Source organism: Streptomyces sp. NPDC001406, from assembly GCF_042895285.1.
Taxonomy (GTDB): Bacteria; Actinomycetota; Actinomycetes; order Streptomycetales; family Streptomycetaceae; genus Streptomyces.
The window spans coordinates 262,090-288,601 of record NZ_JBIAWG010000001.1; the positions used below are offsets into that span (position 1 = coordinate 262,090).

The window sequence follows — 26,512 nt, forward strand, 5'->3', positions numbered from 1 at the left end:
CACCCCGGAGGACCGTACTCCGGGGTGCCCGCCGGTTCGTGAGGGCCTTCCTACCGCCCCGCGAGGGGATTGCGCAGAGTGCCGACGAGCTGGAGCGCGCCGGAGGGATCCGCGAGATCCACCATCTGCCGGTTGTCGCGCAACTGGAGCCGGTTGAGGCACGACAGCGCGAACTCCGGAGCGAACAGGTCGTACTGCCGGAACTTGTCGGCGAGTTCCGGCGCCGACTCCTGATACTCGCGGGTGACCTCCGCGACCGTACGCCAGAAGTCGTCCTCCGCCAGGATCCCCTCGGTGGCGAGGTTCGCCGCGAGGAAGCGGAAGAAGCAGTCGAAGACGTCCGTGAAGACCGACAGCAGCTTCGTGTCCTCCGGCACCTCGACCCGGATCCGCCGCACCTCGGGCGGCAGCACCGCGTCCGGGTCCATCACCACGATCTCCTCGGCGATGTCCTTGTAGATCGCGCGCCGGACCACGCCGTCCTTCAGGACCAGGATCACGTTCTCGCCGTGCGGCATATAGGCCAGGTCGTAGGCGTAGAAGCTGTGCAGCAGGGGCGTGTAGTACGCCCGCAGGTACTGGCGCAGCCACTCGGCGGGCGTCAGCCCGGACCGCTCGATCAGGGCGCCGGCGAAGGACGCGCCCTCGTGGTCCACATGGACCAGACAGGCCATGGTGGCGAGCGACTCGCCCTCCTGGAGGGACGGAACCGGGCTCTCGCGCCACAGCGCGGCCAGCATCTTGCGGTACGGCGAGTACCGGTCGGTCGCCGCCTCGTACTCCAGATGCCGGTAGCCGACGGCCGCGCGCTCCCGGATGATCGACAGCCCGGTCGACTTCAGCACCGGGTCGTTGTCGATCAGCCGGGCCAGCCAGTCGTTGATCGCCGGGGTCGCCTCCATGTAGGCGGCGGAGAGCCCGCGCATGAAGCCCATGTTGAGGACGGACAGGGCCGTCTTCACATAGTGCTTCTCGGGGTGGGAGCGGTTGAAGAAGGTCCGGATGGACTGCTGGGCCAGATACTCGTCGTCGCCCTCGCCCAGGCAGACGAGATGCCCGCGGGCGACCTCGGCGGCGAAGGTGACGGTGAGCTTGTTCCACCACTGCCAGGGGTGGACGGGTATGAGGAGATAGTCGGCGGGGTCGAGCCCCTGCTCGCGCAGGATCGTGTCGAACCGCCCGACCGTCTCCGCGCCCAGCTCCTCCCGTACGAAGGTCTCGTACTCGATGCCCGCACCGGCCGTGAACGCCGCCCGCGAGCGGTGCGCGGCGAGCCAGATCAGCCGGACGGGGCTCGCGGTCTCCGGGGCGTACGACAGGTACTCATGGATGCCGAAGCCGAGCCGCCCGTTGTTGGCGACGAAGCACGGGTGGCCCTCGGTCATCCCGGTCTCGATCGCCTGGAAGCCGCTCCGTGCCAGCTCGGCCACCGGGATCTGCGGCTTGCCGAGCTTGTAGCAGGTGCCGGAGAGGGTGGAGGAGATCTCCTCCAGGTAGACCGGCAGGATCTCGTCGCTCAGGCCCAGCGCGTCCTTCAGCTCGACGAAGAAGTCCAGGGCCGCGAGCGGGAGTTCGGCGTCGTCCCGGGTGCGGGTGATCGAGTCGGCGTCGACCTGCCAGTGGTCGAGGGCACGGCGGGTGGCCTTGAACCGGTAGCGGGTGAGGCCGTCGTCGCTGTGGACGACGTACCCGTCGCCTTCCTGCCGGGGCGTGATGAGCCGCTCGTGCGCGAACTCGGCGAGCGCCTTGCGCACGAGCAGACGGTTGGCCGTCTCCCAGCGCTCGGGGGACAGATGGGCCACGGCGTCGGCGGGGCTCATACCGCCACCGCCTGCTCGAACCGCTCCCGCGTGCAGAAGCTCAGCAGCGCCTGCTTCTCCGGCTTGCGGATCTCCCGCTCGGGCACGAACCCGACGGCCTCGTTCAGGGCGTGCACCGCCTTGTTGCGCACATCCGGCTCGACGACGATCCGGGCGGTCGCCGGATCCTCGAAGAGGTGCGCCACCACGGCGGTGATGACGGCCCTGGTGAAGCCGTGCACGGGCGTCTGCGTCGGCGGCACCAGGAAGTGCATGCCGACGTCCCCCGGCTCGGGCTCGTACAGCCCGACCAGCTCCCGATGGGCGGGGTCGTACGTCTCCATGAGGAACGCCGGCTCCCCGTCGAGCAGCCCGAGGAGGGCGTGGTGGTGCTCGTCGGCCGCGATCTCCATGTAGGCGCGCTCGACGTCCTCCAGCTTCGCGTCCCGCATCATCCAGAAGGCGGCCTTGGGATGCGTGACCCAGGCGTGCAGCAGCTCGGCGTCCTTGAGGGGGTCGAGGGGGCGGAAGGTGAACCTCATACGGCGAACTCCTGGAACGCGATCGTCTTCTCGACCGGGTAGTACTCCGTGCCGAGCAGCTCGCGGATGATGGAGCTGTTGCGGTACGGGCCCATGCCCAGGTCGGGGCTGGTGACGCTGTGGGTGTGGACGCCGGCGTTCTGCAGGAACACCCCGCGGCCCGTCACGTCGATCGCGTAGTTGCGGGCGACGTCGAAGCGGCCGTGGCCGTCGAAGCGGAGGCGGTCGTGGACCGGGGCGAGGAAGGCCGGCGGCTCGTAGTGGTAGCCGGTGGCCAGCACCAGGCCCTCGGTGCGGAGCTCGAAGTCCTTGCCCTGCTCGTCCTGGTGGAAGCCGAGGGTGTACGCGCCGTCCGCGTGAGCGGCGGTCGTCAGCGTGGAGTTGGTCAGCAGGCGGGTGCGGACCGGGCGGTCGCCGCTCTCCACGTTCTTCTGGTAGAGCAGGTCGAAGATCGAGTCGATCAGATCCGAGTTGATGCCCTTGAAGAGGCCCTTCTGCCGCTTCTCCAGCCGGTAGCGGGTCTCCTCGGGCAGCGCGCGGAAGTAGTCGATGTAGTCCGGGGAGGTCAACTCCAGGGTCAGCTTGGTGTACTCCAGCGGGAAGAACCGCGGGGAGCGGGTGACCCAGTTGAGCTCATAGCCGTGGACGTCGATCTCGGAGAGGAGTTCGTAGTAGATCTCCGCGGCGCTCTGGCCGCTGCCGACGATCGTGATGGACTTCTTCGCCTGCAGCTCCGCCTTGCGGGGCATGTACCGCGCGGTGTGGATGAAGTCGCCGTCCAGGTCCCGGCAGACCCCGGGCACGAAGGGGACCGTACCCGTGCCGAGGACCAGACGACGGGACCGGAAGGTCTCGCCGGCCTCGGTGCGGACGACGTACAGATCGTCCTCGTACGTCACCTCGGTGACCGTCGTGCCGAAGCGGACGCTGCTCAGCTTGCCCGCGGCCCAGCGGCAGTAGTCGTCGTACTCGACCCTGAGCGGATAGAAGTTCTCCCGGATGTAGAACGAGTACAGCCGCCCCTTCTCCTTCAGGTAGTTGAGGAAGGAGTACGGGGACGTCGGGTCGGCCATGGTGACCAGGTCCGACATGAACGGGGTCTGGAGATGGGCGCCGTCGAGGAACATTCCGGCGTGCCACTCGAAGTCGGGCTTCGAGTCGAGGAACACCCCGTCGAGCTCGGCGATCGGCTCGGTGAGGCAGGCGAGGCCGAGGTTGAAGGGGCCGAGCCCGATCCCCACGAAGTCGTAGGTCTTGTTCGGGGCTTCAGGACGCGCGGTCAAGAGACTCTCCCAGGTACTGCTCGGCGTGGCCGGCGATCAGGTCGAGGACGGCGGCGATGTCGGTCGCCCGCGTCTCGGGGTTGAGAAGGGTGAACTTCAGGTAGTGGCGGCCGCCGACCTTGGTGCCCGCGACCACGGCGTCGCCGGAGGCGAACAGGGCCCTGCGGGCGTACAGGTTGGCGCGGTCGATCTCGGCCGGGTCGGTGACGGCCGCCGGGATGCAGCGGAAGACGAGGGTGGACAGGGACGGCCGGACGACGACGTCGAAGCGCGGGTCGGCGGCGAGCAGCTCCCAGCCCTCGGCGGCCAGGTCGCACACCTCGTCGAACAGCTCGCCGATGCCGTCGGCGCCCATCACGCGCAGGGTCATCCACAGTTTGAGCGCGTCGAAGCGGCGGGTCGTCTGCAGGGACTTGTCGACCTGGTTGGGGATGCGCTCCCGCACCATGCGGCGCGGGTTGAGGTACTCCGCGTGATAGGTCGCGTGCTGCAGCGTGGCGGAGTCACGGACCAGCACGGCGGAGGAACTCACCGGCTGGAAGAAGGACTTGTGGTAGTCGACGGTGACCGAGTCGGCGCGCTCGATGCCGTCGATGCGGTCCCGGTGTTTGAGGGAGGCGAGCAGCCCGCAGCCGTAGGCGGCGTCGACGTGCATCCACACGCCGTACTGGGCACACAGCTCGGCGATCTCGGGCAGCGGGTCGATGGACCCGAAGTCGGTGGTGCCGGCGGTGGCGACGACGGCCATGGGAATCAGTCCGTCCTGTGCGCAGCGCTCCAGCTCGTGAGCGAGGGCGACGGTCTGCATACGCTTGTCGTGGTCGACGGGGACGGTGACCACCGCGTCCGGGCCGAGGCCGAGGAGTTGCGCGGACTTCTTCACGCTGAAGTGGCTGACCTCGGAGGCGAAGATGCGCAGTTTCGCGGGGGAGGCCGGATGTTCCCACCCTGCCTGCCCGGCCTTGGCCTCCTCGCGGGCCAGCATCAGCGCCTGGAGGTTGGACTGGGTGCCGCCGGAGGTGAACACGCCGTCGGCGGCCGCGCCGAGGCCGATGCGGTCGGCCGTCCAGTCGATGAGCCTGCGCTCGATGAGGGTGCCGCCGGCCGACTGGTCCCAGGTGTCGAGCGAGGAGTTGACCGCGGAGAGGACGGCCTCGCCGAGCACCGCCGGGATGACGACCGGGCAGTTGAGGTGGGCGAGGTAGCGGGGGTGGTGGAAGTAGATCGCGTCGCGGAGGTAGACCTCCTCCAGCTCGTCCAGGACGGCTGTGGTGTCGTGCAGCGGCCGGTCGAGGTCGATCCGCTCGATACGGGGGGCCAGGGCGTCGACCGTGACGCCGGTGAACGGACGGTCGGTGGTGGCGAGTTTGGCCGCCACCCGCTCGACTCCTTCGGTCACGGAGCGGCGGTAGTGCTCCGCGGTGAGGTCATTGAGCAGGTGCGAGCGCATGTGGGGGTCCTCCGAGGGGACGGTCCGTGCGGGGAACGGGGGAGAAGTGGAGCTCCGCGGTTCAACTTAGGTTAGCCTAACCTAAATTGAGGAGAGGGCTGCCCCTTCCGTGACCGCGGTCACGTGGACCGGAGTTACTCGGACGCCCGGAGCTGCTCCTCCGTCAACCCACGTCGCCAGTAGCCGACGAACGTGACGCACCGGCGGTCGATGCCGCGCTCGCCGACGATGTGCCGGCGCAACGCCTTGACGCATCCGGACTCGCCCGCGATCCAGACGTAGGGCCGCTCGGCGGGCGGGAGTTCGGTGTCGCGAAGGACATCGAGGGCCATGGGGGACCGCTCGGTGCCGCTCGGGCCCCGCACGAGCCAGGTGACCTCCGCGTCCGCCTGGGTGACGACGTCCTGGATGTCGGCGGCGTGGTTCACCTCCAGCCAGACGCGCACCGGGGTGCCGGCCGGCAGGGTCTCCAGGGTGGCGCAGACGGCGGGTACGGCGGACTCGTCGCCCCACATCACCACCAGATCGGTCCCCTCGGGCGGGCGGAAGCGGATCGCGCGGTTGTCGGCGATCGCCGGGCCGAGGAGGAGGACGCGGTCACCCGGGGAGGCTTGGGAGGCCCAGTGCGAGGCGGGGCCCGACGGGCTGTGCAGCACGAAGTCGATGTCCACCTCGTCGGGGTCCCGGCGCAGGGCCCGCAGAGTGTACGAGCGCATCACCGCCCGTACGCCGTCCGGCAGTTCGCGCCACGCCTGCCACCAGCCGTCACCCAGGTCGAGGGGTACGACGGGCTCGGTCTGGCCGGGGTGCGGCAAGAACAGGGACAGGGACTGGTCCCGCCCGTGGGAGTGGAACGCGTGCAGATCGGACCCGGTGAAGGTGACCCGGACCAGAGACGGGCCGAGCCGCCTCGTCCGTACGACCCGGAGGGAGAAGAAACGGAACGGAGCGGCCACGGCCGTCGTCATGTGTGCTCCTGAGGTGTCGTCAGGGATCAAGGGGCGGAAGTGCAGCCAACCCAGGGGCGCGGGACTGCGTCGATATGCGGCTCCGCCGCGTGGGCGCGACCAGCCACACACGGCCCGCAGCCGCCCACGATGCAAACGGCCCTCTCCCGGCGAAGCGCCTAGTTGGCCTTCTCCAGCGCCTCGGCGAGGCCGGTGAGCAGCGGCACGCACTTGTCGTACGACAGGATCGGCTCGGGGGAGCGGGCGATGACCTGGCCCGCCTTGACCGCGGGCAGCTTCTTCCAGGTCGCCTTGGTGATGTCGGCGGGCTGGATGGTCGAGGAGCGGTCGTCCATCATGATGATGTCGGCCTGGTACTTGTCGACGTTCTCCCAGCTCAGCGACTCGAACCAGCCGCCGCCCTGCTTCTTGGCGCTCTCCGGCGGCTCGACGAAGTTCACGCCGAGGGCCTTGAAGTACTCCAGGTCGATCGAGAGGTTGGTGCCGGAGACATAGAAGAGATCGGCGCTCGCGGAACCGGCCAGCACCTTGATGCCGGGCTTGGCCTTGGCGGCCGCGCGCAGCCGGGCGGCGGCGTCCTCGAAGCGCTTCTTCGCGCCGGTGACCGCGGCGGCCTTCATATCGGCGCCGAGCGACTCGGCGAGCTCCCACATGCGCTGCAGGGACGCGGTGAGCTGGCGGTCGTAGACGGAGATGCCGACGCTCGGGGCGAGCTTGGCGATCTTGTCCTTGGACTCGTCGGGGACGTACCAGAGGGTGCCCGCGGAGTCGAACATCGTGGAGACAAGCACGTCCGGGGCGAGGGCCGCGTACTTCTCGACGTTGAACTGGCCCCAGGTGTTGCCGAGGACCGTGACCTTGCTGACGTCCATGTCGCCGGCCTGGACGTCGGCCTTGCCGTCCTTGGTCGTCGTCGGGCCGAACACGCCCTTGACCGGGATGCCGTAGTCGTGGAGCGCGGCGGCGACGCCGGTGAACGCGACGATGTTCGCCGGGACCCTGTCCAGCTTCACGGTCGTGCCGCGGTCGTCCTTGAAGGTCCAGGGGCCGGACTCGGCGGCCTTCGCCTGCTCGCCCGAGCCCGCGTCTTCGCTGCCCTTGTCGTCCCCGCAGGCGGTGAGTGCGGCACCGAGTCCGAGGGCGCCGCCCGCGGCGAGCAGACCGCGGCGAGTGAGGTGGGTGGCACGGGCATGGGACATGGGTATGACTGCTTTCGACCGGGGCGAAGCGCCCGCCGGACAAGTTCCAAGCTAGGTTAGCCTAACCTTAGTAGTTGTCCAGAGGGCGGGCCGGAGCCGGGCGAGTGGGCCGCCTGTGCCCGGTTGCTTCACACCCCGATCGTCAACGCGGCCGTCAGAACTTGTAGTTGGTGATGACGGCGTTGCCGTAGACGTCGTAGACGGACGCGTAGCCTTCCTTCGAGTCCTTCCAGGAGGCGAAGGCCTTGGCGATCGCGGTGGCGGCCGCCTGCGGGTCCGCCACCTGCGTCTTCCCGCCGTTGATGTCGGTGGAGATGTACGCGTTGCCCGTCAGCTTGTTCCACTCGCCGAGGATGCGGTCGACGCGGGTGACGGCGGTCTTCTGCTCCGCGGTTCCGTGCTCCTTGACCCAGGACCGGAACTCCGCGGCGTTCTGCTTCGACTGCGCCTTGTCCGTGTCGTCGGGCAGCTTCTCCACGACCCCGATCTTGTCCGGCTTCGCGGTGCTCTCGGTGGAGCAGGCGGTGGTTCCGGCGGCGAGGACGGCGCCGAGTGCGAAAACGGCGGCGATGCGGGGGGTGCGCTTCACGGAGGTCTCCATCGGATACATCGGATACATCGGATACAAGGGCGGGGACATGGGGTGGGCGGGAAATGCCACGGTACCGGCACCCCGCGCGGGGTGCCGGTACGGCTGGAATCGGGTACGGCTGGAATTACCTGTCAGAACTTGATGGCGTCGGCCCTGTCGTTCCAGCTGCCGCCGTAGGTGTAGTCAATGTCCTTGAAATTCGAATAAAGGCTGTAGCCCGCCCCCAGGAAAAGGTGGGGATCCGGCATGCCCGTGCGGAAGTCGTACAGCTCGACACCGCGCTGCGGCCGGTTCACGAACGCGGAACTGGCCTTGTCCCGGAACGAGGGCGAGTACTGGTCGAGGTGACGGGTCTTGGCCTCCGCATAGGTCGGCCACTGCAGACGCCGGCCGGAGTAGTTGGCGTCCTGCCACAGGCACACATAGGAGCTGGGGCAGTCCGAGTAACCCCGGGCCGCGACTCCCTGCTTGGCCTGCTTCGGGCTCGTCAGCGCGAGCTTCATCTGCTTCGGGCTCGCCAGTGCCTGCTTCGCGCCCGCCCGCGCCTGGGCCGTGGGCGCGTGCGCGGCAAGGTACTTGTTGGACTCGGCGTCGCTGTCGAAGCACCGCATGGTGCCGTCCTCCGACACCTCGACGCAGACGTTCGCGCCCTTCCAGTCGGACGCGGGGTCGATCTTCTCCCCCTTGTAGTACATGTCCACCTTGTCGGTGGAGCCAGGAGCCGTACGGACCGCCGTCTCCTGCTCGGGCGTGAGGACTCCCGTCACGACGTCGGTGGCGGAGCCGGTCTCACCGGCCGCCAGCGAAGGCGTGGCGGCCAGACCGGTCAGCGTCATGGAGCCGACGGCCGCAATGGTCAGCATGGTGCGTATGCGCACAAATACCCCCTGGTTCAGTTGGCGCACAGCGGGGAAGAGAGCACGTCGAATCGTCCGGGCGGTCGGCCGAAAACCGAATGGCCCGGAGGCAGGCGTGAAACCGTCAGCGAATGCGACGCCGTGCCGAAGGCACGCGTCACCGCAATGGAATGTCGCTCACGACGAAATCTCTCCCCCGTTTTCCCCTTCCGATCCTGCGCATCCCCGGTGGTCGGTGGGGTGCCATGGGCAGGTGATCGGAATCTGATCGGAATCTAACATGACCGCCAACTTTTGGCCAAGTGTTATCCGTTGAGGGTGCGTCAGGGGGCGTCAGAGGGGGCTTGGAGGCCAGGTGCGGAGACGGCGGGCGGCCTCAGCCGGCGACCAGTCCCAGCTCCCGGGCGATCAGCATCCGCTGCACCTCGCTCGTCCCCTCGCCGATCTCCAGGATCTTGGAGTCGCGCCACATCCGGGCCACCGGGTACTCGTTCATGAAGCCGTAGCCGCCGTGCACCTGGGTGGCGTCGCGGGCGTTGTCGACCGCGATCGTGGAGGAGTAGAGCTTGGCCAGGGCCGCCTCCTTCTTGAAGGGCTCGCCGGCGACCAGGCGGCTCGCCGCGTCGCGCCAGGCGAGGCGGGCCGTGTGGGCCTTCATCTCCATGTCGGCGATCTTGAACTGGATCGCCTGGTTGGCACCGATCGGCCGGCCGAAGGCCTGCCGCTCCTTCGCGTACTTCACCGACTCGTCCACACAGCCCTGCGCCAGACCGGTCGCGAGCGCCGCGATGGCGATGCGGCCCTCGTCGAGGATGCGCAGGAACTGCGCATAGCCCCGGCCCTCCTCGCCCAGCAGATTGGCCGCCGGGACACGGACGTCCGAGAAGGACAGCTCACGGGTGTCCGAGGCGTTCCAGCCCACCTTCGAGTAGGGGGCCGCCACGGTGAAGCCGGGAGTGCCCGACGGGACGATGATCGCGGAGATCCGCGGCCGGCCGTCCGGCTTGCGGCCGGTGACCGCGGTGACCGTCACCAACCCCGTGATGTCCGTACCCGAGTTGGTGATGAAGCACTTCGAGCCGTTGATCACCCACTCGTCCGTCTCCGGGTCGAGGCGGGCCGTCGTACGCGTCGCGCCCGCGTCCGAGCCGCCGTCCGGCTCCGTGAGCCCGAACGCGCCCAGCATCTCGCCGCTGCACAGCCGGGGCAGCCACTCGCGCTTCTGCTCCTCCGTGCCGAAGAGATGGATCGGCATGGCACCGAGTGAGACCCCGGCCTCGAGCGTGATCGCGACCGACGAGTCCACCCGGGCCAGCTCCTCCAGCGCCACGCCGAGCGCCAGATAGTCGCCGCCCATGCCGCCGTACTCCTCCGGGAACGGCAGCCCGAACAGGCCCATGCGGCCCATCTCGCGGACGATCTCGTAAGGGAACTCGTGCCGTTCGTAGAAGTCACCGATCTTCGGCGCCACGACGTCGTGGGCGAACTCCTCCACCGTGCGGCGGAGTTCTTCGAGTTCGGGGGAGAGTCGGTGGTCCATGGTGATCACTGCTCCTTGTGGGACAGGGCGCGTACGGTGCGGGACGGGCTGGGTCGGCCCAGGTGGGCGGCCATCCACACGCTGGTGGCGACGAGACGGCCGAGGTCGACCCCGGTGTCGATGCCGAGGCCCTGCAGCATCCAGACGAGGTCTTCGGTGGCGAGATTGCCGGTCGCGGACTTGGCGTAGGGGCAGCCGCCGAGGCCTCCTGCGGAGGCGTCGATCGTCGTGACCCCGTGTTCCAGTGCCGCATAGGTGTTGGCCAGTGCCTGGCCGTAGGTGTCGTGGAAGTGCACGCCGATCACATTCGTCGGCACGCCCTCCTCGTTGAGCACGGAGAGGAGTTCGAGGACATGACCCGGGGTCGCGACCCCGATCGTGTCGCCCAGGCTCAGCTCGTCGCAGCCCATGTCCATCAGCGCCCTGCACACGCGCACGACCTGGTGGATGGGGACCGCGCCCTCCCAGGGGTCGCCGAAGCACATCGAGACATAGCCGCGCACATGGGCGCCCGTCTCCTTCGCGCGGGCCACCACCGGCGCGAAGACGCCGAGCGACTCGTCCACCGTCCGGTTGAGGTTGGCCTTGGCGAAGGACTCGGTCGCGCTGGCGAAGACGGCCACGCGGTCCGCGCCCAGGGCCAGTGCGCGGTCGAGCCCGCGCCCGTTGGGTACCAGCACCGGCAGGTGCACGCCTTTGAGCTCCCTGACGAGCGGGAACAGCTGCTCCGCGTCCGCCAGTTGGGGCACCCACTTGGGGTGCACGAAGCTCGTCGCCTCGATGGTCGTCAGGCCCGCGTCGGCCAGCCGGCGGATGAACTCCGCCTTGATCTCCGTCGGTACGGCCAGCTTCTCGTTCTGCAGGCCGTCGCGTGCGCCCACCTCGTGGATCCGCACCCGCTGGGGCAGGTCCGAGGCCGGTACGACCATGGGGAGTTGCTCGGCTGTCATGACTCCGCCGCTCCTTCTTCCTCGTGCGGCGCGATGACCGCCAGCACCTGGTCCATGGCGACCGTCGTGCCGGGCTTCACATCCAGCTCGGCGACCGTGCCGGCGTGCGGGGCGGAGACGACGTGCTCCATCTTCATCGCCTCGACCACCAACAGGCTCTGTCCGGCGGTCACTTCGTCACCGACGGCCACCTTCACGACCGTGACCGTGCCCGGCATGGGCGCGGTGAGCGAGTCGGCGCCCGCGTGCCCGGCCCGGGTGAGGGACGCCGCCACCGGGTCGTGGTCGCGCACGTGCCAGGCCTCGCCGTCGCGGCCGATCCAGTCGGCCACGCGGTGGAAGGTGTGGCGGACCCCGTCGAGGGTGACGGCCACCGAGTCCGCGGTGACGGTGTGGGTGCCGCGCGGGACGTACTCCACGGGGTCGCTCACCCGCAGGTGGAAGCCCACGGGCCGCGGCGTGCCGCCGAGCCGCCAGCCGTTCGGCACCGAGAACGGGTCGGTCCAGCCGTCGCCCCGGGGACGCAGGCCGTCGAGCCGCACGGCCGCCGCGGCCTCGTACACCTCGTCAGGTACGTCCGTGGCGACGAGTTCGTCCACCACCCGCTCCACCAGACCCGTGTCCAACTCGCCCGCGACGACCGCCGGATGGGCGAGGAGCCGCCGCAGGAAGGCCGCGTTGGTCTGCACGCCCAGCGTGACCGTCTCGGCCAGCGCCGCGCGCAGCCTGCGCAGCGCGGTCTCCCGGTCGGGGCCGTACGCGATCACCTTGGACAGCATCGGGTCGTACAGGCTGCCCACCTCGGTGCCCTCGCTGAGCCCGGAGTCGGTGCGCAGGCCTTCGCCCTGGGGCTCGCGCAGCCGCAGCACGGTGCCGCCGGACGGCAGGAACCCGCGCGCGGGGTCCTCGGCGCAGATCCGGGCCTCGACCGCGTGGCCGGTCAGCCGGACGTCCTCCTGCGCGAACGGCAGCCGCTCGCCCGCCGCCACCCGCAGCTGCCACTCCACCAGGTCGAGCCCGGTGATCAGCTCGGTGACCGGGTGCTCCACCTGGAGACGGGTGTTCATCTCCATGAAGTAGTACGACGACGGGTCGCCGCCCGGCACGATGAACTCCACCGTGCCCGCGCCCCGGTATCCGCACGACCGGGCCGCCTGCACCGCGGCCTCGCCCATCCCGGCCCGGATCTCCTCGTCGAGGAGCACGCTCGGCGCCTCCTCGATGATCTTCTGGTGCCGGCGCTGGAGCGAGCACTCGCGCTCGCCCAGGTGCACCACATTGCCGTGGCCGTCGGCCAGGACCTGGATCTCGATGTGCCGGGGGCGGTCCACCCAGCGCTCCACCAGGAGCGTGTCGTCACCGAAGGAGGCGCGCGCCTCGCGGCGGGCCGCGGCGATCTCCTCCTCCAGCACCGACAGTTCGCGCACCAGGCGCATGCCCTTGCCGCCACCGCCCGCCGACGGCTTGAGCAGCACGGGCACACCGATCTCCCGGGCCGCGTCGGCCAGCTGGGCATCGCTCAGCCCGCTCCCGCTGGAGCCGGGCACGACCGGCACCCCGGCCGCCCGCACCGTCTCCTTGGCGCGGATCTTGTCGCCCATGAGGGAGATCGCGTCCGCGGGCGGGCCGATGAAGACCAGCCCCGCCTCGGCGCACGCGCGCGCGAACCCGGCGTTCTCCGCCAGGAAGCCGTACCCCGGGTGGACCGCCTGGGCGCCGGTGCGGGCGGCGGCCGCCAGCAGCCGCTCCACCGACAGATAGCTCTCGGCGGCCGGCGCCGGACCGATCCGTACCGCCGTGTCGGCCTCCCGTACGTGCCGCGCGTCGGCGTCGGCGTCGGAGAAGACGGCCACCGAGCGCACGCCCAGCGAGCGGAGCGTACGGATGACGCGTACGGCGATCTCGCCCCGGTTGGCCACGAGCACTGTGTCGAACACGGTTCCCCTCCTCACATCCGGAAGACGCCGAACTGGGGCTCACCCAGTGGCGCGTTGGCACAAGCGGTCAGGGCGAGGCCCAGCACCTGACGGGTCTCCAGCGGGTCGATCACGCCGTCGTCCCAGAGCCGGGCCGTGGCGTAGTAGGCGTTGCCCTGCCGCTCGTACTGCGCGCGGATGGGGGCCTTGAAGGCCTCCTCGTCCGGCGCGGGCCACTGCTCGCCGCGCGCCTCCAGCTGGTCCCGCTTGACGGTCGCGAGGACGGAGGCGGCCTGCTCGCCGCCCATGACGGAGATCTTGGCGTTGGGCCACATCCACAGGAAGCGGGGGGAGTAGGCCCGGCCGCACATCGAGTAGTTCCCCGCGCCGTACGAACCGCCGACCACCACCGTCAGCTTCGGCACGCGCGTGCAGGCGACCGCCGTCACCATCTTGGCGCCGTGCTTGGCGATGCCGCCGGCCTCGTAGTCCCTGCCGACCATGAAGCCGGAGATGTTCTGCAGGAACACCAGCGGGATGCCGCGCTGGTCGCACAGCTCGATGAAGTGGGCGCCCTTCTGGGCCGACTCGGAGAACAGGATGCCGTTGTTGGCGACGATCCCGACCGGGTGGCCGTGGATCCGGGCGAAGCCGGTGATCAGGGTCTGCCCGAACTCGGACTTGAACTCCGCGAAACGGGAGCCGTCGACCACGCGCGCGATGATCTCGCGTACGTCGTAGGGGGTGCGGGAGTCGACCGGCACCGCCCCGTACAGCCCGTACGGGTCGACCTTGGGCTCGGCCGCCGCGGTGACCTCCCAGGGGAGCGCCCCGCGCGCGGGCAGCGTGGCGACGATGGTGCGCACGATCCGCAGCGCGTGGGCGTCGTCCTCGGCGAGGTGGTCGGTGACCCCGGAGATCCGGGAGTGGACCTCGCCGCCGCCCAGCTCCTCGGCGGTCACCACCTCACCGGTGGCGGCCTTCACCAGCGGGGGCCCGCCCAGGAAGATCGTCCCTTGGTTGCGGACGATCACGGCCTCGTCGCTCATCGCCGGGACGTACGCGCCACCGGCGGTGCAGGATCCGAGGACGGCGGCGATCTGGGGGATGCCCGCGCCGGACATCCGGGCCTGGTTGTAGAAGATCCGCCCGAAGTGCTCGCGGTCCGGGAACACCTCGTCCTGCATGGGCAGGAAGGCGCCGCCGGAGTCGACGAGGTAGACGCAGGGGAGGCGGTTCTCCAGGGCCACCTCCTGTGCGCGCAGGTGCTTCTTCACCGTCATCGGGTAGTACGTGCCGCCCTTGACGGTGGCGTCGTTGGCGACGATCACGCACTCGCGCCCGCTGACCCGCCCGATCCCGGCGATCACGCCCGCGGCCGGGGCCTGGCCGTCGTACATCCCCTCGGCCGCGAGCGGTGCGAGCTCCAGGAACGGCGAGCCCGGGTCCAGCAGCGTGTCCACGCGGTCGCGCGGCAGCAGCTTGCCGCGCGCGGTGTGCCGGGCGCGCGCCTTCTCGCCGCCGCCGAGCGCCGCCGCGGCCAGCCTGCCGCGCAGCTCCCCGACGAGTGCGAGGTGGGCTTCCTCGTTGGCTCGCCAGGCCTCCGACGCGGGATCTGCCGCGCTCGTCAGCTCCGGTGCCTCTTGCATCCTGCGGTCCCCTCACCCAGCGATCGACTGTTAATGAGCGTTAACCATTTCCTTCAGGTTAACGACCGCTAACCTCCCTGTCTAGAATTGCCTGCATGGTCACCAGAACCGACGCCCCCACCCGCCGTGAGCAGATCCTCAAGGAGGCCGCTCGGCTCTTCGCCGAGCGCGGCTTCCACGGCGTCGGAGTCGACGAGATAGGGGCCGCGGTCGGAATCAGCGGCCCCGGTCTCTACCGGCACTTCGCGGGCAAGGACGCGATGCTCGCGGAGCTTCTGGTCGGGATCAGCGGTCAGCTGCTGACCGGGGCGAAGCGGCGCCTGGCGGAGGCCGACGGCGCGGCCGGTCCCTCGGCGGTCCTCGACTCCCTCATCGAGGGCCACATCGACTTCGCCCTCGACGACCGCCCCCTGATCACCCTGCACGACCGCGAGCTGGACCGCCTCCGGGACAGCGACCGCAAGCTGGTGCGCCAGTTGCAGCGGCAGTACGTCGAGCTGTGGGTGGAGGTCGTGCGGGAGGTGTACCCGGGCCTGGCGGAACCGTCGGCCCGGTCGGCGGTGCACTCGGTCTTCGGCCTGCTGAACTCCACGCCGCACCTGGGACGCCCCGGCTCGCTCCCAGGCCGCACAGCCACGGCCACCCTCCTCCATCGAATGGCCCGAGGCGCACTCGCCGCGGCGGAGACCGCCGGGGACTGAGCCGAGAGCGGGTCGGTGTCGGTCTGCCTCAGTACGCTGAGGACATGGGCATGGACTACGCCAAGATGCGCGCGATCGCCGAGGAGCTCGGAGCCTACGCCGAGCACCTCGAAGGGGCTTGGAGCGTCGAGATCGGGCCGTCGGGTCCGATACTGGCCATGATGTGCCCGTCGAAGCGGCACGAGGGCACGATCCGCCGCATCTGCAAGCAGCTGGACGAGCAGCTTCTTGCGACGCGTCGAGAAGCTTGACGACTACCCGGCCATGGGTATCGACCACTACATGATCGTCGACCCGCGCACCGGCACGATCGAGGTGCATTCCGATCCGTGCAAGGGCCGGTACACCCGCAAGGATCCGTACATCTACGGCGACTCGGTCCCCTTCGGCCCCTGGTTCCTGGAGACCTCCGCGTTCCGCCGTTACGGCAAGGCCGGGGACTGAGCCGAACGGGTGGGGAAGGTCACCCTGGACGTCTGAACGTACTCGCCGGTATCTTGGGGTCTGAGCAAGCGCTTAGACATGCCGAAGTACGTGGAGGTGGCGGAGTGCGCCGTACGCTGTTCAACGAGGATCACGAGGCGTTCCGGGAGACCATCCGCGCCTTCATCGAGGCCGAGGTCGTGCCCGTGTACGACGAGTGGCTCGCCGCCGGCCAGGCGCCCCGCGACTTCTACTACAAGCTCGCCGAGCTCGGCGTCTTCGGCATCCGTGTCGACGAGGAGTACGGCGGCGCCGGCATCGACTCGTACAAGTTCGAGGCCGTCCTGTACGAGGAGACCGCCCGCGCCGGCATCACCTTCGGCGGCTCCGGCGTGCACGTGCTGCTCGGCCTGCCGTACATCAAGCTGCTCGCCTCCGACGAGCAGAAGAAGCGCTTCCTGCCGAAGTTCGTCTCCGGCGAGGAGATGTGGGCCATCGCGATGACCGAGCCGGGCACCGGCTCCGACCTCGCGGGCATGCGGACCACCGCCAAGCTCTCCGAGGACGGCACGCACTACGTCCTCAACGGCGCCAAGACCTTCATCACCGGCGGTGTGCACGCCGACCGCATGATCGTCTGCGCCCGCACCGCCGCGCCCACCGCCGAGGACCGCCGCCACGGCATCTCCCTCTTCGTGGTGGACACCAAGGCCGAGGGCTACTCCATCGGCCGCAAGCTCGACAAGCTGGGCCTGAAGACCTCCGACACCGCCGAGCTGGCGTTCGTCGACGTCAAGGTCCCGGTCGAGGACCTCCTCGGCGAGGAGAACCGGGGCTTCTACTACCTCGGCCACAACCTCGCCTCCGAGCGCTGGGGCATCGCCTACGGCGCCTACGCGCAGGCCAAGGCCGCCGTCCGGTTCGCCAAGGACTACGTCCAGCAGCGCACCGTCTTCGGCCAGACCGTCGCGTCCTTCCAGAACACCAAGTTCGAGCTGGCCGCCTGCCAGGCCGAGGTGGACGCGGCCGAGGCCGTCGCCGACCGCGCGACGGAGGCTCTCGACGCCGGTGAGCTGACCCCGGCCGAGGCCGCCTCCGCCAAGCTCTTCTGCACCGAGGTCGCCCACCGCGTGATCGACCGCTGCCTCCAGCTGCACGGCGGCTACGGCTTCATGAACGAGTACCCGATCGCCCGCCTGTACGCGGACAACCGCGTCAACCGCATCTACGGCGGCACCAGCGAGATCATGAAGTCGATCATCGCCAAGGACATGGGCCTGTAAGGCCCACGACATCACTGGCCGGTACAACCTTCTCCCATGAGCCAGGCACTCCAGGAGCTCCTCGATCTGCTCGACCTAGAGCAGATCGAGGAGAACATCTTCCGCGGCCAGTCCCGGTCCGCCGTCGTCCCGCGGGTCTTCGGCGGACAGGTCGCGGCCCAGGCGCTGGTCGCCGCCGGACGCACGGTCCCGGCCGACCGGCTCGCCCACTCGCTGCACGCGTACTTCCTGCGCATCGGCGACCCGGGCGCGCCCATCGTCTACAACGTCGAGCGCATCCGTGACGGCCGCTCCTTCACCACCCGCCGGGTGGTCGCCATCCAGCACGGCAGGCCGATCTTCGTCCTGTCCGCGTCCTTCCAGGCGTACGAGGACGGCCTCGACCACCAGACGCCCATGCCACCCGCACCCGCCCCGGAGACGCTGCCCACCTCCCAGGAGCGGCTGCGCGGCTACGGGCACCTCGACCGCGCGATCGTCGAGAAGTTCCTGGAGGCGCGCGAGGCGGTCGACCTGCGCTATGTCGACGAGCCGCCGTACGGGAAGTTCGGCGAGCCGCGCGAGCCGCACTCGCAGGTGTGGTTCCGCACCAACGGCAAGCTCGACGACGACCCCCTGCTGCACGTCGTGCTCGCCACGTACGTCTCCGACATGACGCTGCTCGACTCGGTGCTGCTCGCCCACGGCCGCGGCGGCTGGGCCGTGGGTGACGTCGTGGGTGCCTCGCTGGACCACGCGATGTGGTTCCACCGTCCGTTCCGCGCCGACGAGTGGCTGCTGTACGACCAGGAGTCACCGTCCGCGCACGGCGGCCGCGGGCTCGGGCAGGCCCGTATCTACACGCAGGACGGACAGCTCGCGATCTCGGTCATCCAGGAAGGCGTGGTCCGGGTTCCACGTTAGAAGTCCGTAAGCATGTGATAAGTCCGTAAGAAGGTGCTTTGTTCGGTACTTCCGAACTGGCCTATATGTGAATGCTGTACTAGGCTCTTTGGTTGAAAGCCGCATAACACGGCACGACCGGCCGACCCGGTCCCGATACCACGGGACCAGGGCCGCGGGCCCAGGAGGCGCAACCGTGCGCGGCCCGGAGGCGTCGGCGGTCGGCCACGTGTCTCTCCTGAATACGCGGTGACACCTCAGACCGCGCCGCACTTCCCCTTTTTGCGGCAGCGGCCATCAACCTCGCGCTCCCCTGCGGGAGTTGCGAGACGCGATGGAACGAAAGGTATTTCCCATGCGACCACAACGCGCGAAGCGTCTCGTTGCGGTGTCCGCAGCCGGTCTGCTGATGGCCGGTGGAGCCGCGCTCGGCGCGGCGGGCACGGCATCGGCGTCCGCCCCGTCCCACGAGCACAGCAGCTACAGCACCGACTGCGACAACTGCGACCACGGCTTCCGCGGTGACCATGGTGACCACGGCGATCGTGGCGACCACGGCGGTGACCACGGCGATCGTGGCGACCACGGCGGTGACCGTGGCGACCACGGCGGTGACCACGGCGATCACGGCGGTAACGGCGGTGACCACGGCGGTAACGGCGGTGACCACGGCGGCGGCAATGGAGGTGGACACGGCGGCCGCTGAGGATTCTCCGCACGCACACAGAGCACGACGTGCGGCTCCGTGGAGGGAGCCGCACGTCGCGGTGTGTCAGGAGAGCGGGCCGTGAGCCGCCGTCAAATGCCCTGTGCCAGGCCCGCTTCCGCCAGCAGATACGCCGTCAGGGGGTCGTAGTGGCGCGGGCTGACCACATGGTCGTCCAGCGGCACCGCCACCTGCAGGGTGTCCTCCGACTCGGCGAGGAACAGGGCCGGGTCGTTGCAGTCCGCGTAACCGACGGAGTCGAGGCCGGCCTGACCGGCGTACCCGGCCCAGCCGTGGTCCGCGACGACCAGGTCGGGCAGCGGGCGCCCCTCGCGCTCAAGTCCCATGAGAATGGCCCGCATCGGCTCGCCGGAGTGGGTGTGCCACAGCGTGGCGCCGTGTTCGAGCACTGCCACGTCCGCGAACTGCATGACGTAACCCTCCTCCGTCTGCAGCCCGTCGGGGATGACCACGATCTCGCAGCCGGCGGTGCGCAGCGCGGCGGCCGTGGCGCGGTGCACGTCCAGCAGGCCGCCCGGGTGGCCGGTGGCGAACAGCACCCGCTGCTGTCCGTCGGCCGCCTTGCGCAGCCGTCCCGCCAGCCGTTGCAGGGCGTCGACGGTGAGTTCGGGGTCGATCGTGTCCTGTCCGTAGCGGTACTCGGGGTCGTCGTTCACCCCGACCCGCTCCGCCATCACCGCGAGCACGTCCTGCTCGTCCCGCCAGCGGTCCCCGAGTTCCAGCCCGAGCCAGAAGTTGCGCTCGCCGTTCGCCAGCCTGCGGTAGTGGTTCAGGTTGTTCTCGCGGGGGGTGGCGACGTCGCCCGCTATACGGGTCCTCACAAGGTGGTCGACGAGCTCGGCGCGGCTGGGTGTCCCGGGTATCGGCATGCTCCCATTGTGGGGCAGCGCGCTGTGCGATTTCCCTGCGTATCGTGCGCTGGGACGTGGGTCACTCACAGGTGTTTCAGCGCGAACCAGAGCTCCATGCGCACATCGGGATCGTCGAGGTCCGCGTCAAGAAGCGCGGCACAGCGGGCGATCCGCTGCCGCACGGTGTTGCGGTGCACCGTCAGCGCCACCGCCGTGCGGTCCCAACTGCCGTGCAGGGAAAGCCAGGCGCGCAGGGTGTCGGTGAGCGCCGGCTTGGCCGCGATCGGGGCGAGCACGGCGCGGGCGTGCGCCTCGGCCTCCGCGCCGGGAACCAGGTCGTCGAGTCCGGGGCGGTCGCCGTGCCGGACCAGCGCGGTGCGGGTGGCACGGGCGCGGGCCAGGGCGCGGGCCGCCTGGGTGTCGGCCGACGGCCACTCGTGCGGGGTAACGGCGGCGCTGACGCCGAGGGCCCAGCCGGGCTGCGGGGCCGGTTCGCGCTCGGCCGGCACGAGGACCCGTACGACGTCACGGGCGAGGTCGACCAGCGGCGACCCGAGGGCGGCGCCCAGCGCCGAGGCGGCCACCGCGTCCGGCGCCTGCGCATCCGGCCGCGCGTGCACCACGACCCACCGCTCGCCCCCCACCAGCGGGGCCACGTCCTCCGGCGGCGCCCCCAGCAGCAGCCGTACGAGCGCCGAGGAGCGTGCCGCGCCGGCCCCGCTCTGATGCTCCCCGGTCAGCAGGGAGAGCAGGACGGCGGCCACGGAGGCGATGGTGTGGTCGCCGGGTTCGCGACGGGCGGTGGCCACCCCGAGGACGAAGCCCTGCCCGGTGCCGAGCGCGTAGGCGGCGAGGTGGGTGTCCGCGGCGGTGCCGGCGGCGGAGGTGGGTGCCTGTGCCCGGGTGGGCCGTACCACGCCCGCCAGCTCCTCCAGCGCCTCGCGCACCTCCTCCTCGGGGCCTCGGCCCGCCGTCGCGATCCGGGTGCCGTCCGGCCCGTACAGCGCCGCCCAGCCGCCGAGCCGCTGGGCCAGCTGGCGCAGGACCGAGGGGACCGGGTCGGGGCGGGAGGCGGCCGCTGCCAGGCTCTGCTGGGCCTCGGTCGTGCGGCGCAGCTCGGCCAGCCGGGCCTGGGCCATGAGCTGCCAGACCGCGCGGGCGATCCCCGAGAACGTGGTCTGCGGCGGGACCTCCAGCAGGGGCAGCTCATAGGCGTCGCAGGCCGCCACCAGGGCGCGCGGCACCGTGTCGTGGACCGGGGCGAGGCCGAAGCCGAGGGCGGTGCCGCCCGCCGCCACGATCCGGGAGACATAGCCGTCGAAGTAGGACCCCGAGCCCGCCGCCTCCGGGACGTGCACGCCCGCCGTCAGCAGCAGCTCACCGCCCAGCAGATACGGGTACGGGTCGGCCATCTCCGAGGTGTGCGCCCAGTGGATCACGATGCCCTCGGCCGGGGGCCCGGCGATCTGCCGCAGGGCGAGGTCCTCGCGCGCCAGCAGGGCCGTCAGCGGGACCGGTGGGGTGGGTGGGACCGCTGGTGCGTGCGTTTCCGACATGGTGTGCGTTCCCTCCATCCCGTTCCGCGCGAATGGATGAAACGTACACTTCGCAGTCTCTTTCCGGCCACCTAGTGTCAAGTCCAGACCGGCAGTCGCGGGTACGGGCGGATGTCCCCGCGATCCGCTGCCGACGTCCCTGTTCCCAGGAACCCCCCACGTAACTGCACGACACGCCACCGGAATGTGCGCGAAGGAGGGCCCTTCATGGCCGTCGACTACACAGTGATCGTCGTCTATCTCGCCGGCATGCTGGCCATGGGCTGGTGGGGCATGCGCCGCGCCAGGTCCAAGAGCGATTTCCTGGTGGCCGGGCGCCGCCTCGGGCCCGCCATGTACTCCGGCACCATGGCGGCGATCGTCCTCGGCGGCGCGTCCACCATCGGCGGTGTGGGCCTCGGCTACAAGTACGGCCTCTCCGGCGCCTGGATGGTCTTCACCATCGGCCTCGGCCTGCTGGCCCTGTCGGTCTTCTTCTCCGCCCGCATAGCCCGCCTCAAGGTCTACACCGTCTCCGAGATGCTGGACCTGCGCTACGGCGGCCGGGCCGGCGTCATCTCCGGCGTGGTCATGTGGGCGTACACCCTGATGCTCGCGGTGACCTCGACCATCGCGTACGCCACGATCTTCGACGTGCTGTTCGACATGAACCGCACCGTCGCGATCATCCTCGGCGGCTCGATCGTCGTCGCCTACTCCACGCTCGGCGGCATGTGGTCGATCACCCTCACCGACATGGTGCAGTTCGTGGTCAAGACGATCGGCGTGCTGCTCCTGCTCCTGCCGATCGCGGTCGTCAAGGCGGGCGGCTTCTGGGAGATGAAGGCCAAGCTGCCCACCGAGTACTTCGACCCGCTGGGCATCGGCGGCGAGACGATCTTCACCTACGTGCTGATCTACACGTTCGGCATGCTCATCGGCCAGGACATCTGGCAGCGCGTCTTCACCGCCCGCGGCGACCGCACGGCCAAGTGGGGCGGCACGGTCGCCGGCACCTACTGTCTGGTCTACGCCCTGGCCGGCGCCGTCATCGGCACGGCCGCCCGGGTCCTGTACCCCAAGCTCGGCAACGCCGACGACGCCTTCGCGACCATCGTCAAGGACGAGCTGCCCGTCGGCGTCCGCGGACTGGTGCTGGCCGCCGCCCTCGCCGCCGTGATGTCCACGTCCTCCGGCGCCCTGATCGCCTGCGCCACCGTTGCCAACAACGACATCTGGTCCCGGCTGCGCGGTGCCGTGCGCCGCACCCGGGACGAGCACGACGAGGTCAAGGGCAACCGTGCCTTCATCCTGCTCATGGGTCTCGCCGTGATCGGCACGGCCATTGCCCTCAACAACGTCGTCGAGGCGCTGACCGTCGCCTACAACCTGCTCGTCGGCGGGCTGCTCGTGCCGATCCTCGGCGGCCTGATGTGGAAGCGCGGCACCGTCCAGGGCGCCCTCGCCTCCGTGATCGTCGGCGGCCTCGCGGTGATCGGCCTGATGGCCGGATACGGCATCCTCGCCAATGAGCCCGTCTACTACGGCCTGCTGTCCTCCCTCGTCGCCTACGTCGCCGTCTCCCTGGTGACGAAGCCCACCGACGCGGCCGTCCTCGCCACCTGGCGCGAGCGGCTGGCCGGGCGGTCCCCTGAACTCGTGTCCGAACCGGTCCCGGCTCACCAGTAGAGTCGTATGACAAGCAGTACATGTGCGACCAAGCGCAAGAAAGAAGGCATTTCAGTATGAGCAGCAACGAGACGCCCCGCGGCCCCGTCGACTCCTCCCGCATCCCGCGGTACGCGGGTCCCGCGACCTTCGCCCGGCTGCCCCGCCTCGACGAGGTCGGCACCGCCGACGTCGCCGTCGTGGGCGTGCCGTTCGACTCCGGCGTCTCGTACCGGCCGGGCGCCCGCTTCGGCGGCAACGCCATCCGCGAGGCGTCCCGGCTGCTGCGCCCCTACAACCCGGCGCAGGACGCCTCCCCCTTCGCCCTCGCCCAGGTCGCGGACGGCGGCGACATCGCCGTGAACCCGTTCAACATCAACGAGGCCGTGGACACCATCGAGGCGGCGGCGGACGAGCTGCTCGGCACCGGTGCCCGGCTGATGACCCTCGGCGGCGACCACACCATCGCCCTCCCGCTGCTGCGCTCGGTCGCGAAGAAGCACGGCCCGGTCGCCCTGCTCCACTTCGACGCCCACCTCGACACCTGGGACACCTACTTCGGCGCCGAGTACACGCACGGCACCCCGTTCCGCCGCGCGGTCGAGGAGGGCATCCTCGACACCGAGGCGCTCTCCCACGTCGGTACCCGCGGCCCGCTGTACGGCAAGAAGGACCTCACCGACGACGAGAAGATGGGCTTCGGCATCGTCACCTCCGCGGACATCTACCGCCGCGGCGCCGACGAGGTCGCCGACCAGCTGCGCCAGCGCATCGGCGACCGCCCGCTGTACATCTCCATCGACATCGACTGCCTCGACCCGGCGCACGCGCCCGGCACCGGCACGCCGGAGGCCGGCGGCATGACCTCCCGCGAGCTGCTGGAGATTCTGCGCGGTCTCGCGTCGTGCAACCTGGTGTCGGCGGACGTCGTCGAGGTGGCCCCCGCGTACGACCACGCGGAGATCACCTCGGTGGCCGCCTCGCACACCGCGTACGAACTGACCACCATCATGAGCCGCCAGATCGCGGCGGCCCGCAACGCCTGACGCTCCTTAGGAGACCGAGAGCAGTGACGCACGACCACGACCTGGTGCTCCGCCCGACGCCCGCGCAGACGGAGGCCGCGCTGAACCCTCCCCCCGGCCGCAACGGCGGGGACCTGGTCGTGGAGACCCTGGCCGGGCTGGGCGCGACGACCGTCTTCGGTCTGCCCGGCCAGCACGCCCTCGGTATGTTCGACGCCCTGCGCCGCTCGGACCTGCGCTATGTGGGCCTGCGCGTGGAGAACAACGCGGGCTTCGCGGCGGACGCCTACGGCCGGATCACCGGCGAGGCCGCGCCGCTGCTGCTGTCGACCGGCCCGGGAGCCCTCACCTCCCTGGCCGCGCTCCAGGAGGCGGCGGCGGCCAGCGCCCCCGTCCTGGCCATCGGCAGCCAGGTCCCCACCGCGGGGCTGGGCGGCGGCCGGCACGGCTATCTGCATGAACTCCCGGACCAGGCAGCCTCGTTCCGGGGCGTGGTCAAGTCGGTCCACACGGTCCGCACCCACTCCCAGATCCCGTCCGCGATCGCGGCGGCCTGGAAGTCGGCGCTGACGGCCCCGCACGGCCCGGTGTGGGTGGAGATCCCGCAGGACGTGCTCCTGGCGGAGACCTCGCTGCCGGTCGTGACGGCGGTCGACGCGACACCGGACGAGCAGGCTCCGCGCCCCGAACTCACCGCCGTGGCGGCCGACCTGCTGTCGCATGCGGCACGTCCGGCGATCATCGCGGGCGGGGGAGTCGTACGGGCGGACGCCTCCGGCAAGCTGAGGCAGCTCGCCGAGCTGCTCGACGCCCCGGTCGTCACCACCTTCGGCGGCAAGGGCGCCTTCCCCTGGACGCACCCGCTGTCCCTCCAGTCCTGGCTGGAGGACCGCCACACCACGGACTTCCTGGAGGACGCCGACGTACTCCTCGTAGTCGGCTCGGGTCTTGGCGAACTCTCCTCCAACTACCACACGTTCAAGCCCCGCGGCCGAGTGATCCAGATCGAGGCGGACCTCGGCAAGCTGGAGTCCAACCACCCGGCGCTGGGCATCCACGCGGACGCGCGCCTCGCGCTGCAGGCGCTCCTGGAGACGGTGCGGGAGCGCACGGACCCGACGGCGCCGGAGCGCGTGCGTGACCTGCTCTCCCGTGTCGCGCGGCGCATCGCCGACCAGGAACTGACCCTGGAGCAGGACGTGTTGGCCTCGGTGCGCAGGGCACTGCCCGCCGACTCCCCGTCCTTCTGGGACATGACGATCCTGGCGTACTGGGCGTGGTCGGCCTTCGATCCACGCAACACGAATCTGATGCACTCCGCCCAGGGCGCCGGCGGCCTCGGCTACGGCTTCCCCGCGGCGCTGGGCGGGGCCGCCGCCGACCCGACCCGCCCGGTGCTGGCGGTGTCCGGCGACGGCGGCGCGCTGTACTCGATCGCCGAGCTGGCGACGGCCCGCCAGTACGACCTGAACGTCACCTGGCTGATCGTCGACGACGGCGGCTACGGCATCCTGCGCGAGTACATGACCGACGCGTTCGGGCAGGCGACGGCAACGGAACTGACCCGCCCGGACTATGTGGCCCTCGCCGAGTCCTTCGGTGTCCCGAGTACCCGCACGAGCCCCGAGACACTGGAGGAGGACCTGGCGAAGGCCCTGGCGTCACCCGGCCCGTCGGTGGTCGTGCTCCCGGCGGTGCTGCGGATGTTCGCGCCGACGCATCTGGGCTGAACGGACGCCGTATCAGCAGGCGCCCGGCCCCACACCGTCGATACGGCCGCCGAAGTCGCCGTAGTACTGGGAGCGCCAGTCCCCGTTGAACACGTCCCGCTTCTCGACCGGGTCCCAGTTGATGAAGCAGGCGCGGGTACTGGCGACGAAGGAGCCGACGTTGTCATGGAGATTGGGCGGCATGTCACGGTAACCGCTGCGCGCCGTCCACTCCCAGTAGTCACCACCGAAGCCCTCACCGCTCCAGAAACACACCGACCCGTCCGGGCAGCTCGGAGCGGCAGCCTGCGCGGACGCCGCCTGCGCGGGCAGCACGAGAGCGGTCAGGGCGAGGGCGGCGGCGAGGGACCAGGAACGAAGCTTCACGGAACTCTCCGAAGAAAGGAGTGGGAAACCCCGGCGGAACCACCGGGGCATCGCCATGCTCCTGCCCGGCGACCGGGACACGCCCGGGTCCAAGATTTACTTCACCTGTGTGAGCGAAGCACGAGCCCGGAGGGGTTCTCCAGTGCGTGTCGGGGTCAGCAGGCGTCCGACGGGTCCAGGCGGTGGACGGTCGACTGGCCGCTCTGCGAGGACTGGCTGCTCTGCGAGGAGTTGGACGTCGTGGTCTTGCTGTACGCGCTCTCCTTCACCGCCGTGCCGTGCTTCTTCACCTGGCGAGCGCGGTCGTGTAGTACGGGTGCAAGGACCGCCGCCAGGATCATGATTCCGATCAGCGCGGGGAGCGACCAGCGCGGTGCCGCGTCCGGCGGCGCCGTCGGCGGGGCCTCGGACGGCGGATCGGGGGTCACGGTCGTGTGGGGGTGAGGATCGGTGGCAGATGTCACAAGGCGCATCGTGCACAGCGGGGGTGGGTGAGCGCTGTGCCAAACCTGGCGAATTCCTGTGAAAACGCCCAGGGCGTGGCAAGGGCTTGCAAAGGCTTTGCCCAACGACACG

23 protein-coding genes and 1 pseudogene are annotated in these 26,512 nt (G+C 70.2%); 8 read left to right on the top strand and 16 right to left on the bottom strand.

Annotated elements, in window-relative coordinates; all coding sequences use genetic code 11:
• Nucleotides 1-50: 50 nt before the first annotated feature.
• From ACFY1J_RS01215 to ACFY1J_RS01270, 12 genes are all read right to left on the bottom strand, one after another.
• A complete protein-coding gene (locus ACFY1J_RS01215; RefSeq protein ID WP_390706743.1) occupies nt 51-1,820 on the bottom strand; it encodes an IucA/IucC family protein in 1,770 nt (589 codons plus the stop codon).
• On the bottom strand, nt 1,817-2,341 hold the full coding sequence (locus ACFY1J_RS01220; RefSeq protein WP_390706742.1) for a GNAT family N-acetyltransferase: 525 nt from the start codon (nt 2,339-2,341) through the stop codon (nt 1,817-1,819). Before ACFY1J_RS01220 ends, ACFY1J_RS01215 begins: the two co-directional genes overlap by 4 nt.
• The gene (locus ACFY1J_RS01225; RefSeq protein WP_390706741.1) at nt 2,338-3,624 is read right to left on the bottom strand and encodes a lysine N(6)-hydroxylase/L-ornithine N(5)-oxygenase family protein; all 1,287 of its coding nucleotides are present in this window, start codon (nt 3,622-3,624) and stop codon (nt 2,338-2,340) included. Before ACFY1J_RS01225 ends, ACFY1J_RS01220 begins: the two co-directional genes overlap by 4 nt.
• Nucleotides 3,608-5,074, bottom strand: a complete 1,467-nt coding sequence (desA, locus tag ACFY1J_RS01230) for a lysine decarboxylase DesA (RefSeq protein WP_390730358.1) — start codon at nt 5,072-5,074, stop codon at nt 3,608-3,610. The genes ACFY1J_RS01225 and desA overlap by 17 nt, the downstream gene beginning before the upstream one ends.
• 134 nt (nt 5,075-5,208) lie before the next feature.
• Nucleotides 5,209-6,042 (bottom strand): siderophore-interacting protein, encoded by an 834-nt coding sequence (locus tag ACFY1J_RS01235; protein ID WP_390706739.1) that lies wholly within the window; start codon nt 6,040-6,042, stop codon nt 5,209-5,211.
• 158 nt (nt 6,043-6,200) lie between these two features.
• Nucleotides 6,201-7,241, bottom strand: coding sequence for an ABC transporter substrate-binding protein (locus ACFY1J_RS01240; RefSeq protein WP_390706738.1), 1,041 nt, complete (start codon nt 7,239-7,241; stop codon nt 6,201-6,203).
• Nucleotides 7,242-7,395: 154 nt separating this feature from the next.
• On the bottom strand, nt 7,396-7,830 hold the full coding sequence (locus ACFY1J_RS01245; protein WP_390706737.1) for a hypothetical protein: 435 nt from the start codon (nt 7,828-7,830) through the stop codon (nt 7,396-7,398).
• 134 nt (nt 7,831-7,964) lie between these two features.
• Nucleotides 7,965-8,711, bottom strand: a complete 747-nt coding sequence (locus ACFY1J_RS01250) for a peptidase inhibitor family I36 protein (protein WP_390706736.1) — start codon at nt 8,709-8,711, stop codon at nt 7,965-7,967.
• Between the two features lie 355 nt (nt 8,712-9,066).
• The gene (locus tag ACFY1J_RS01255) at nt 9,067-10,230 is read right to left on the bottom strand and encodes an acyl-CoA dehydrogenase family protein (RefSeq protein ID WP_363295302.1); all 1,164 of its coding nucleotides are present in this window, start codon (nt 10,228-10,230) and stop codon (nt 9,067-9,069) included.
• A 5-nt stretch (nt 10,231-10,235) separates the two neighbouring features.
• Complete coding sequence (locus ACFY1J_RS01260; RefSeq protein WP_390706735.1) at nt 10,236-11,180, bottom strand: hydroxymethylglutaryl-CoA lyase; 945 nt, start codon at nt 11,178-11,180, stop codon at nt 10,236-10,238.
• Entirely contained in the window at nt 11,177-13,117 is a 1,941-nt protein-coding gene (locus ACFY1J_RS01265; protein ID WP_390706734.1) for an acetyl/propionyl/methylcrotonyl-CoA carboxylase subunit alpha, read from the bottom strand. The genes ACFY1J_RS01260 and ACFY1J_RS01265 overlap by 4 nt, the downstream gene beginning before the upstream one ends.
• Before the next feature lie 11 nt (nt 13,118-13,128).
• On the bottom strand, nt 13,129-14,745 hold the full coding sequence (locus ACFY1J_RS01270) for a carboxyl transferase domain-containing protein (RefSeq protein WP_390706733.1): 1,617 nt from the start codon (nt 14,743-14,745) through the stop codon (nt 13,129-13,131).
• A 95-nt stretch (nt 14,746-14,840) separates the two neighbouring features.
• On the opposite strand from ACFY1J_RS01270, the gene ACFY1J_RS01275 reads away from it, so the two are divergent.
• The 5 genes and pseudogenes from ACFY1J_RS01275 (at nt 14,841) to ACFY1J_RS01295 (ending at nt 18,740) form a co-directional block, all read left to right on the top strand.
• The gene (locus ACFY1J_RS01275) at nt 14,841-15,446 is read left to right on the top strand and encodes a TetR/AcrR family transcriptional regulator (protein WP_390706732.1); all 606 of its coding nucleotides are present in this window, start codon (nt 14,841-14,843) and stop codon (nt 15,444-15,446) included.
• A 50-nt stretch (nt 15,447-15,496) separates the two neighbouring features.
• Nucleotides 15,497-15,890, top strand: a pseudogene (locus ACFY1J_RS01280) (hypothetical protein).
• Between the two features lie 104 nt (nt 15,891-15,994).
• Nucleotides 15,995-17,152, top strand: a complete 1,158-nt coding sequence (locus ACFY1J_RS01285; RefSeq protein WP_390706731.1) for an acyl-CoA dehydrogenase family protein — start codon at nt 15,995-15,997, stop codon at nt 17,150-17,152.
• A 36-nt stretch (nt 17,153-17,188) separates the two neighbouring features.
• Nucleotides 17,189-18,055, top strand: a complete 867-nt coding sequence (gene tesB, locus ACFY1J_RS01290) for an acyl-CoA thioesterase II (RefSeq protein WP_390706730.1) — start codon at nt 17,189-17,191, stop codon at nt 18,053-18,055.
• A 334-nt stretch (nt 18,056-18,389) separates the two neighbouring features.
• On the top strand, nt 18,390-18,740 hold the full coding sequence (locus ACFY1J_RS01295) for a hypothetical protein (RefSeq protein ID WP_390706729.1): 351 nt from the start codon (nt 18,390-18,392) through the stop codon (nt 18,738-18,740).
• Between the two features lie 92 nt (nt 18,741-18,832).
• Here ACFY1J_RS01295 and ACFY1J_RS01300 read toward each other — a convergent pair whose 3' ends face one another.
• Nucleotides 18,833-19,630, bottom strand: coding sequence for a phosphatase (locus ACFY1J_RS01300; protein WP_390706728.1), 798 nt, complete (start codon nt 19,628-19,630; stop codon nt 18,833-18,835).
• A 65-nt stretch (nt 19,631-19,695) separates the two neighbouring features.
• Nucleotides 19,696-21,186, bottom strand: coding sequence for a PucR family transcriptional regulator (locus tag ACFY1J_RS01305; protein WP_390706727.1), 1,491 nt, complete (start codon nt 21,184-21,186; stop codon nt 19,696-19,698).
• A 189-nt stretch (nt 21,187-21,375) separates the two neighbouring features.
• On the opposite strand from ACFY1J_RS01305, the gene ACFY1J_RS01310 reads away from it, so the two are divergent.
• The 3 genes from ACFY1J_RS01310 to ACFY1J_RS01320 are packed head-to-tail and all read left to right on the top strand — an operon-like array spanning nt 21,376 to nt 25,570.
• Nucleotides 21,376-22,836, top strand: a complete 1,461-nt coding sequence (locus tag ACFY1J_RS01310) for a sodium:solute symporter (protein ID WP_390730359.1) — start codon at nt 21,376-21,378, stop codon at nt 22,834-22,836.
• 56 nt (nt 22,837-22,892) lie between these two features.
• On the top strand, nt 22,893-23,861 hold the full coding sequence (gene speB / locus ACFY1J_RS01315; protein ID WP_390730360.1) for an agmatinase: 969 nt from the start codon (nt 22,893-22,895) through the stop codon (nt 23,859-23,861).
• Between the two features lie 23 nt (nt 23,862-23,884).
• On the top strand, nt 23,885-25,570 hold the full coding sequence (locus tag ACFY1J_RS01320; RefSeq protein WP_390730361.1) for a thiamine pyrophosphate-binding protein: 1,686 nt from the start codon (nt 23,885-23,887) through the stop codon (nt 25,568-25,570).
• 12 nt (nt 25,571-25,582) lie between these two features.
• Here the strand turns inward: ACFY1J_RS01320 and ACFY1J_RS01325 are convergent, their stop codons facing one another.
• Entirely contained in the window at nt 25,583-25,936 is a 354-nt protein-coding gene (locus tag ACFY1J_RS01325; RefSeq protein WP_390706724.1) for a peptidase inhibitor family I36 protein, read from the bottom strand.
• Nucleotides 25,937-26,091: 155 nt separating this feature from the next.
• Complete coding sequence (locus ACFY1J_RS01330; RefSeq protein ID WP_390706723.1) at nt 26,092-26,400, bottom strand: hypothetical protein; 309 nt, start codon at nt 26,398-26,400, stop codon at nt 26,092-26,094.
• Nucleotides 26,401-26,512: the final 112 nt, after the last annotated feature.

What these genes read in the sequence shown, in the direction of transcription:
- tesB (WP_390706730.1), top strand. Translation starts at nt 17,189, where the DNA reads ATGAGCCAGGCACTCCAGGAGCTCCTCGATCTGCTCGACCTAGAGCAG.
- ACFY1J_RS01260 (WP_390706735.1), bottom strand. Translation starts at nt 11,180, where the DNA reads ATGACAGCCGAGCAACTCCCCATGGTCGTACCGGCCTCGGACCTGCCC.
- ACFY1J_RS01215 (WP_390706743.1), bottom strand. Translation starts at nt 1,820, where the DNA reads ATGAGCCCCGCCGACGCCGTGGCCCATCTGTCCCCCGAGCGCTGGGAG.
- ACFY1J_RS01300 (WP_390706728.1), bottom strand. Translation starts at nt 19,630, where the DNA reads ATGCCGATACCCGGGACACCCAGCCGCGCCGAGCTCGTCGACCACCTT.
- ACFY1J_RS01305 (WP_390706727.1), bottom strand. Translation starts at nt 21,186, where the DNA reads ATGGAGGGAACGCACACCATGTCGGAAACGCACGCACCAGCGGTCCCA.
- ACFY1J_RS01220 (WP_390706742.1), bottom strand. Translation starts at nt 2,341, where the DNA reads ATGAGGTTCACCTTCCGCCCCCTCGACCCCCTCAAGGACGCCGAGCTG.
- ACFY1J_RS01240 (WP_390706738.1), bottom strand. Translation starts at nt 7,241, where the DNA reads ATGTCCCATGCCCGTGCCACCCACCTCACTCGCCGCGGTCTGCTCGCC.
- speB (WP_390730360.1), top strand. Translation starts at nt 22,893, where the DNA reads ATGAGCAGCAACGAGACGCCCCGCGGCCCCGTCGACTCCTCCCGCATC.
- ACFY1J_RS01270 (WP_390706733.1), bottom strand. Translation starts at nt 14,745, where the DNA reads ATGCAAGAGGCACCGGAGCTGACGAGCGCGGCAGATCCCGCGTCGGAG.
- ACFY1J_RS01275 (WP_390706732.1), top strand. Translation starts at nt 14,841, where the DNA reads ATGGTCACCAGAACCGACGCCCCCACCCGCCGTGAGCAGATCCTCAAG.
- ACFY1J_RS01295 (WP_390706729.1), top strand. Translation starts at nt 18,390, where the DNA reads ATGCGACCACAACGCGCGAAGCGTCTCGTTGCGGTGTCCGCAGCCGGT.
- ACFY1J_RS01235 (WP_390706739.1), bottom strand. Translation starts at nt 6,042, where the DNA reads ATGACGACGGCCGTGGCCGCTCCGTTCCGTTTCTTCTCCCTCCGGGTC.
- ACFY1J_RS01310 (WP_390730359.1), top strand. Translation starts at nt 21,376, where the DNA reads ATGGCCGTCGACTACACAGTGATCGTCGTCTATCTCGCCGGCATGCTG.
- ACFY1J_RS01255 (WP_363295302.1), bottom strand. Translation starts at nt 10,230, where the DNA reads ATGGACCACCGACTCTCCCCCGAACTCGAAGAACTCCGCCGCACGGTG.
- desA (WP_390730358.1), bottom strand. Translation starts at nt 5,074, where the DNA reads ATGCGCTCGCACCTGCTCAATGACCTCACCGCGGAGCACTACCGCCGC.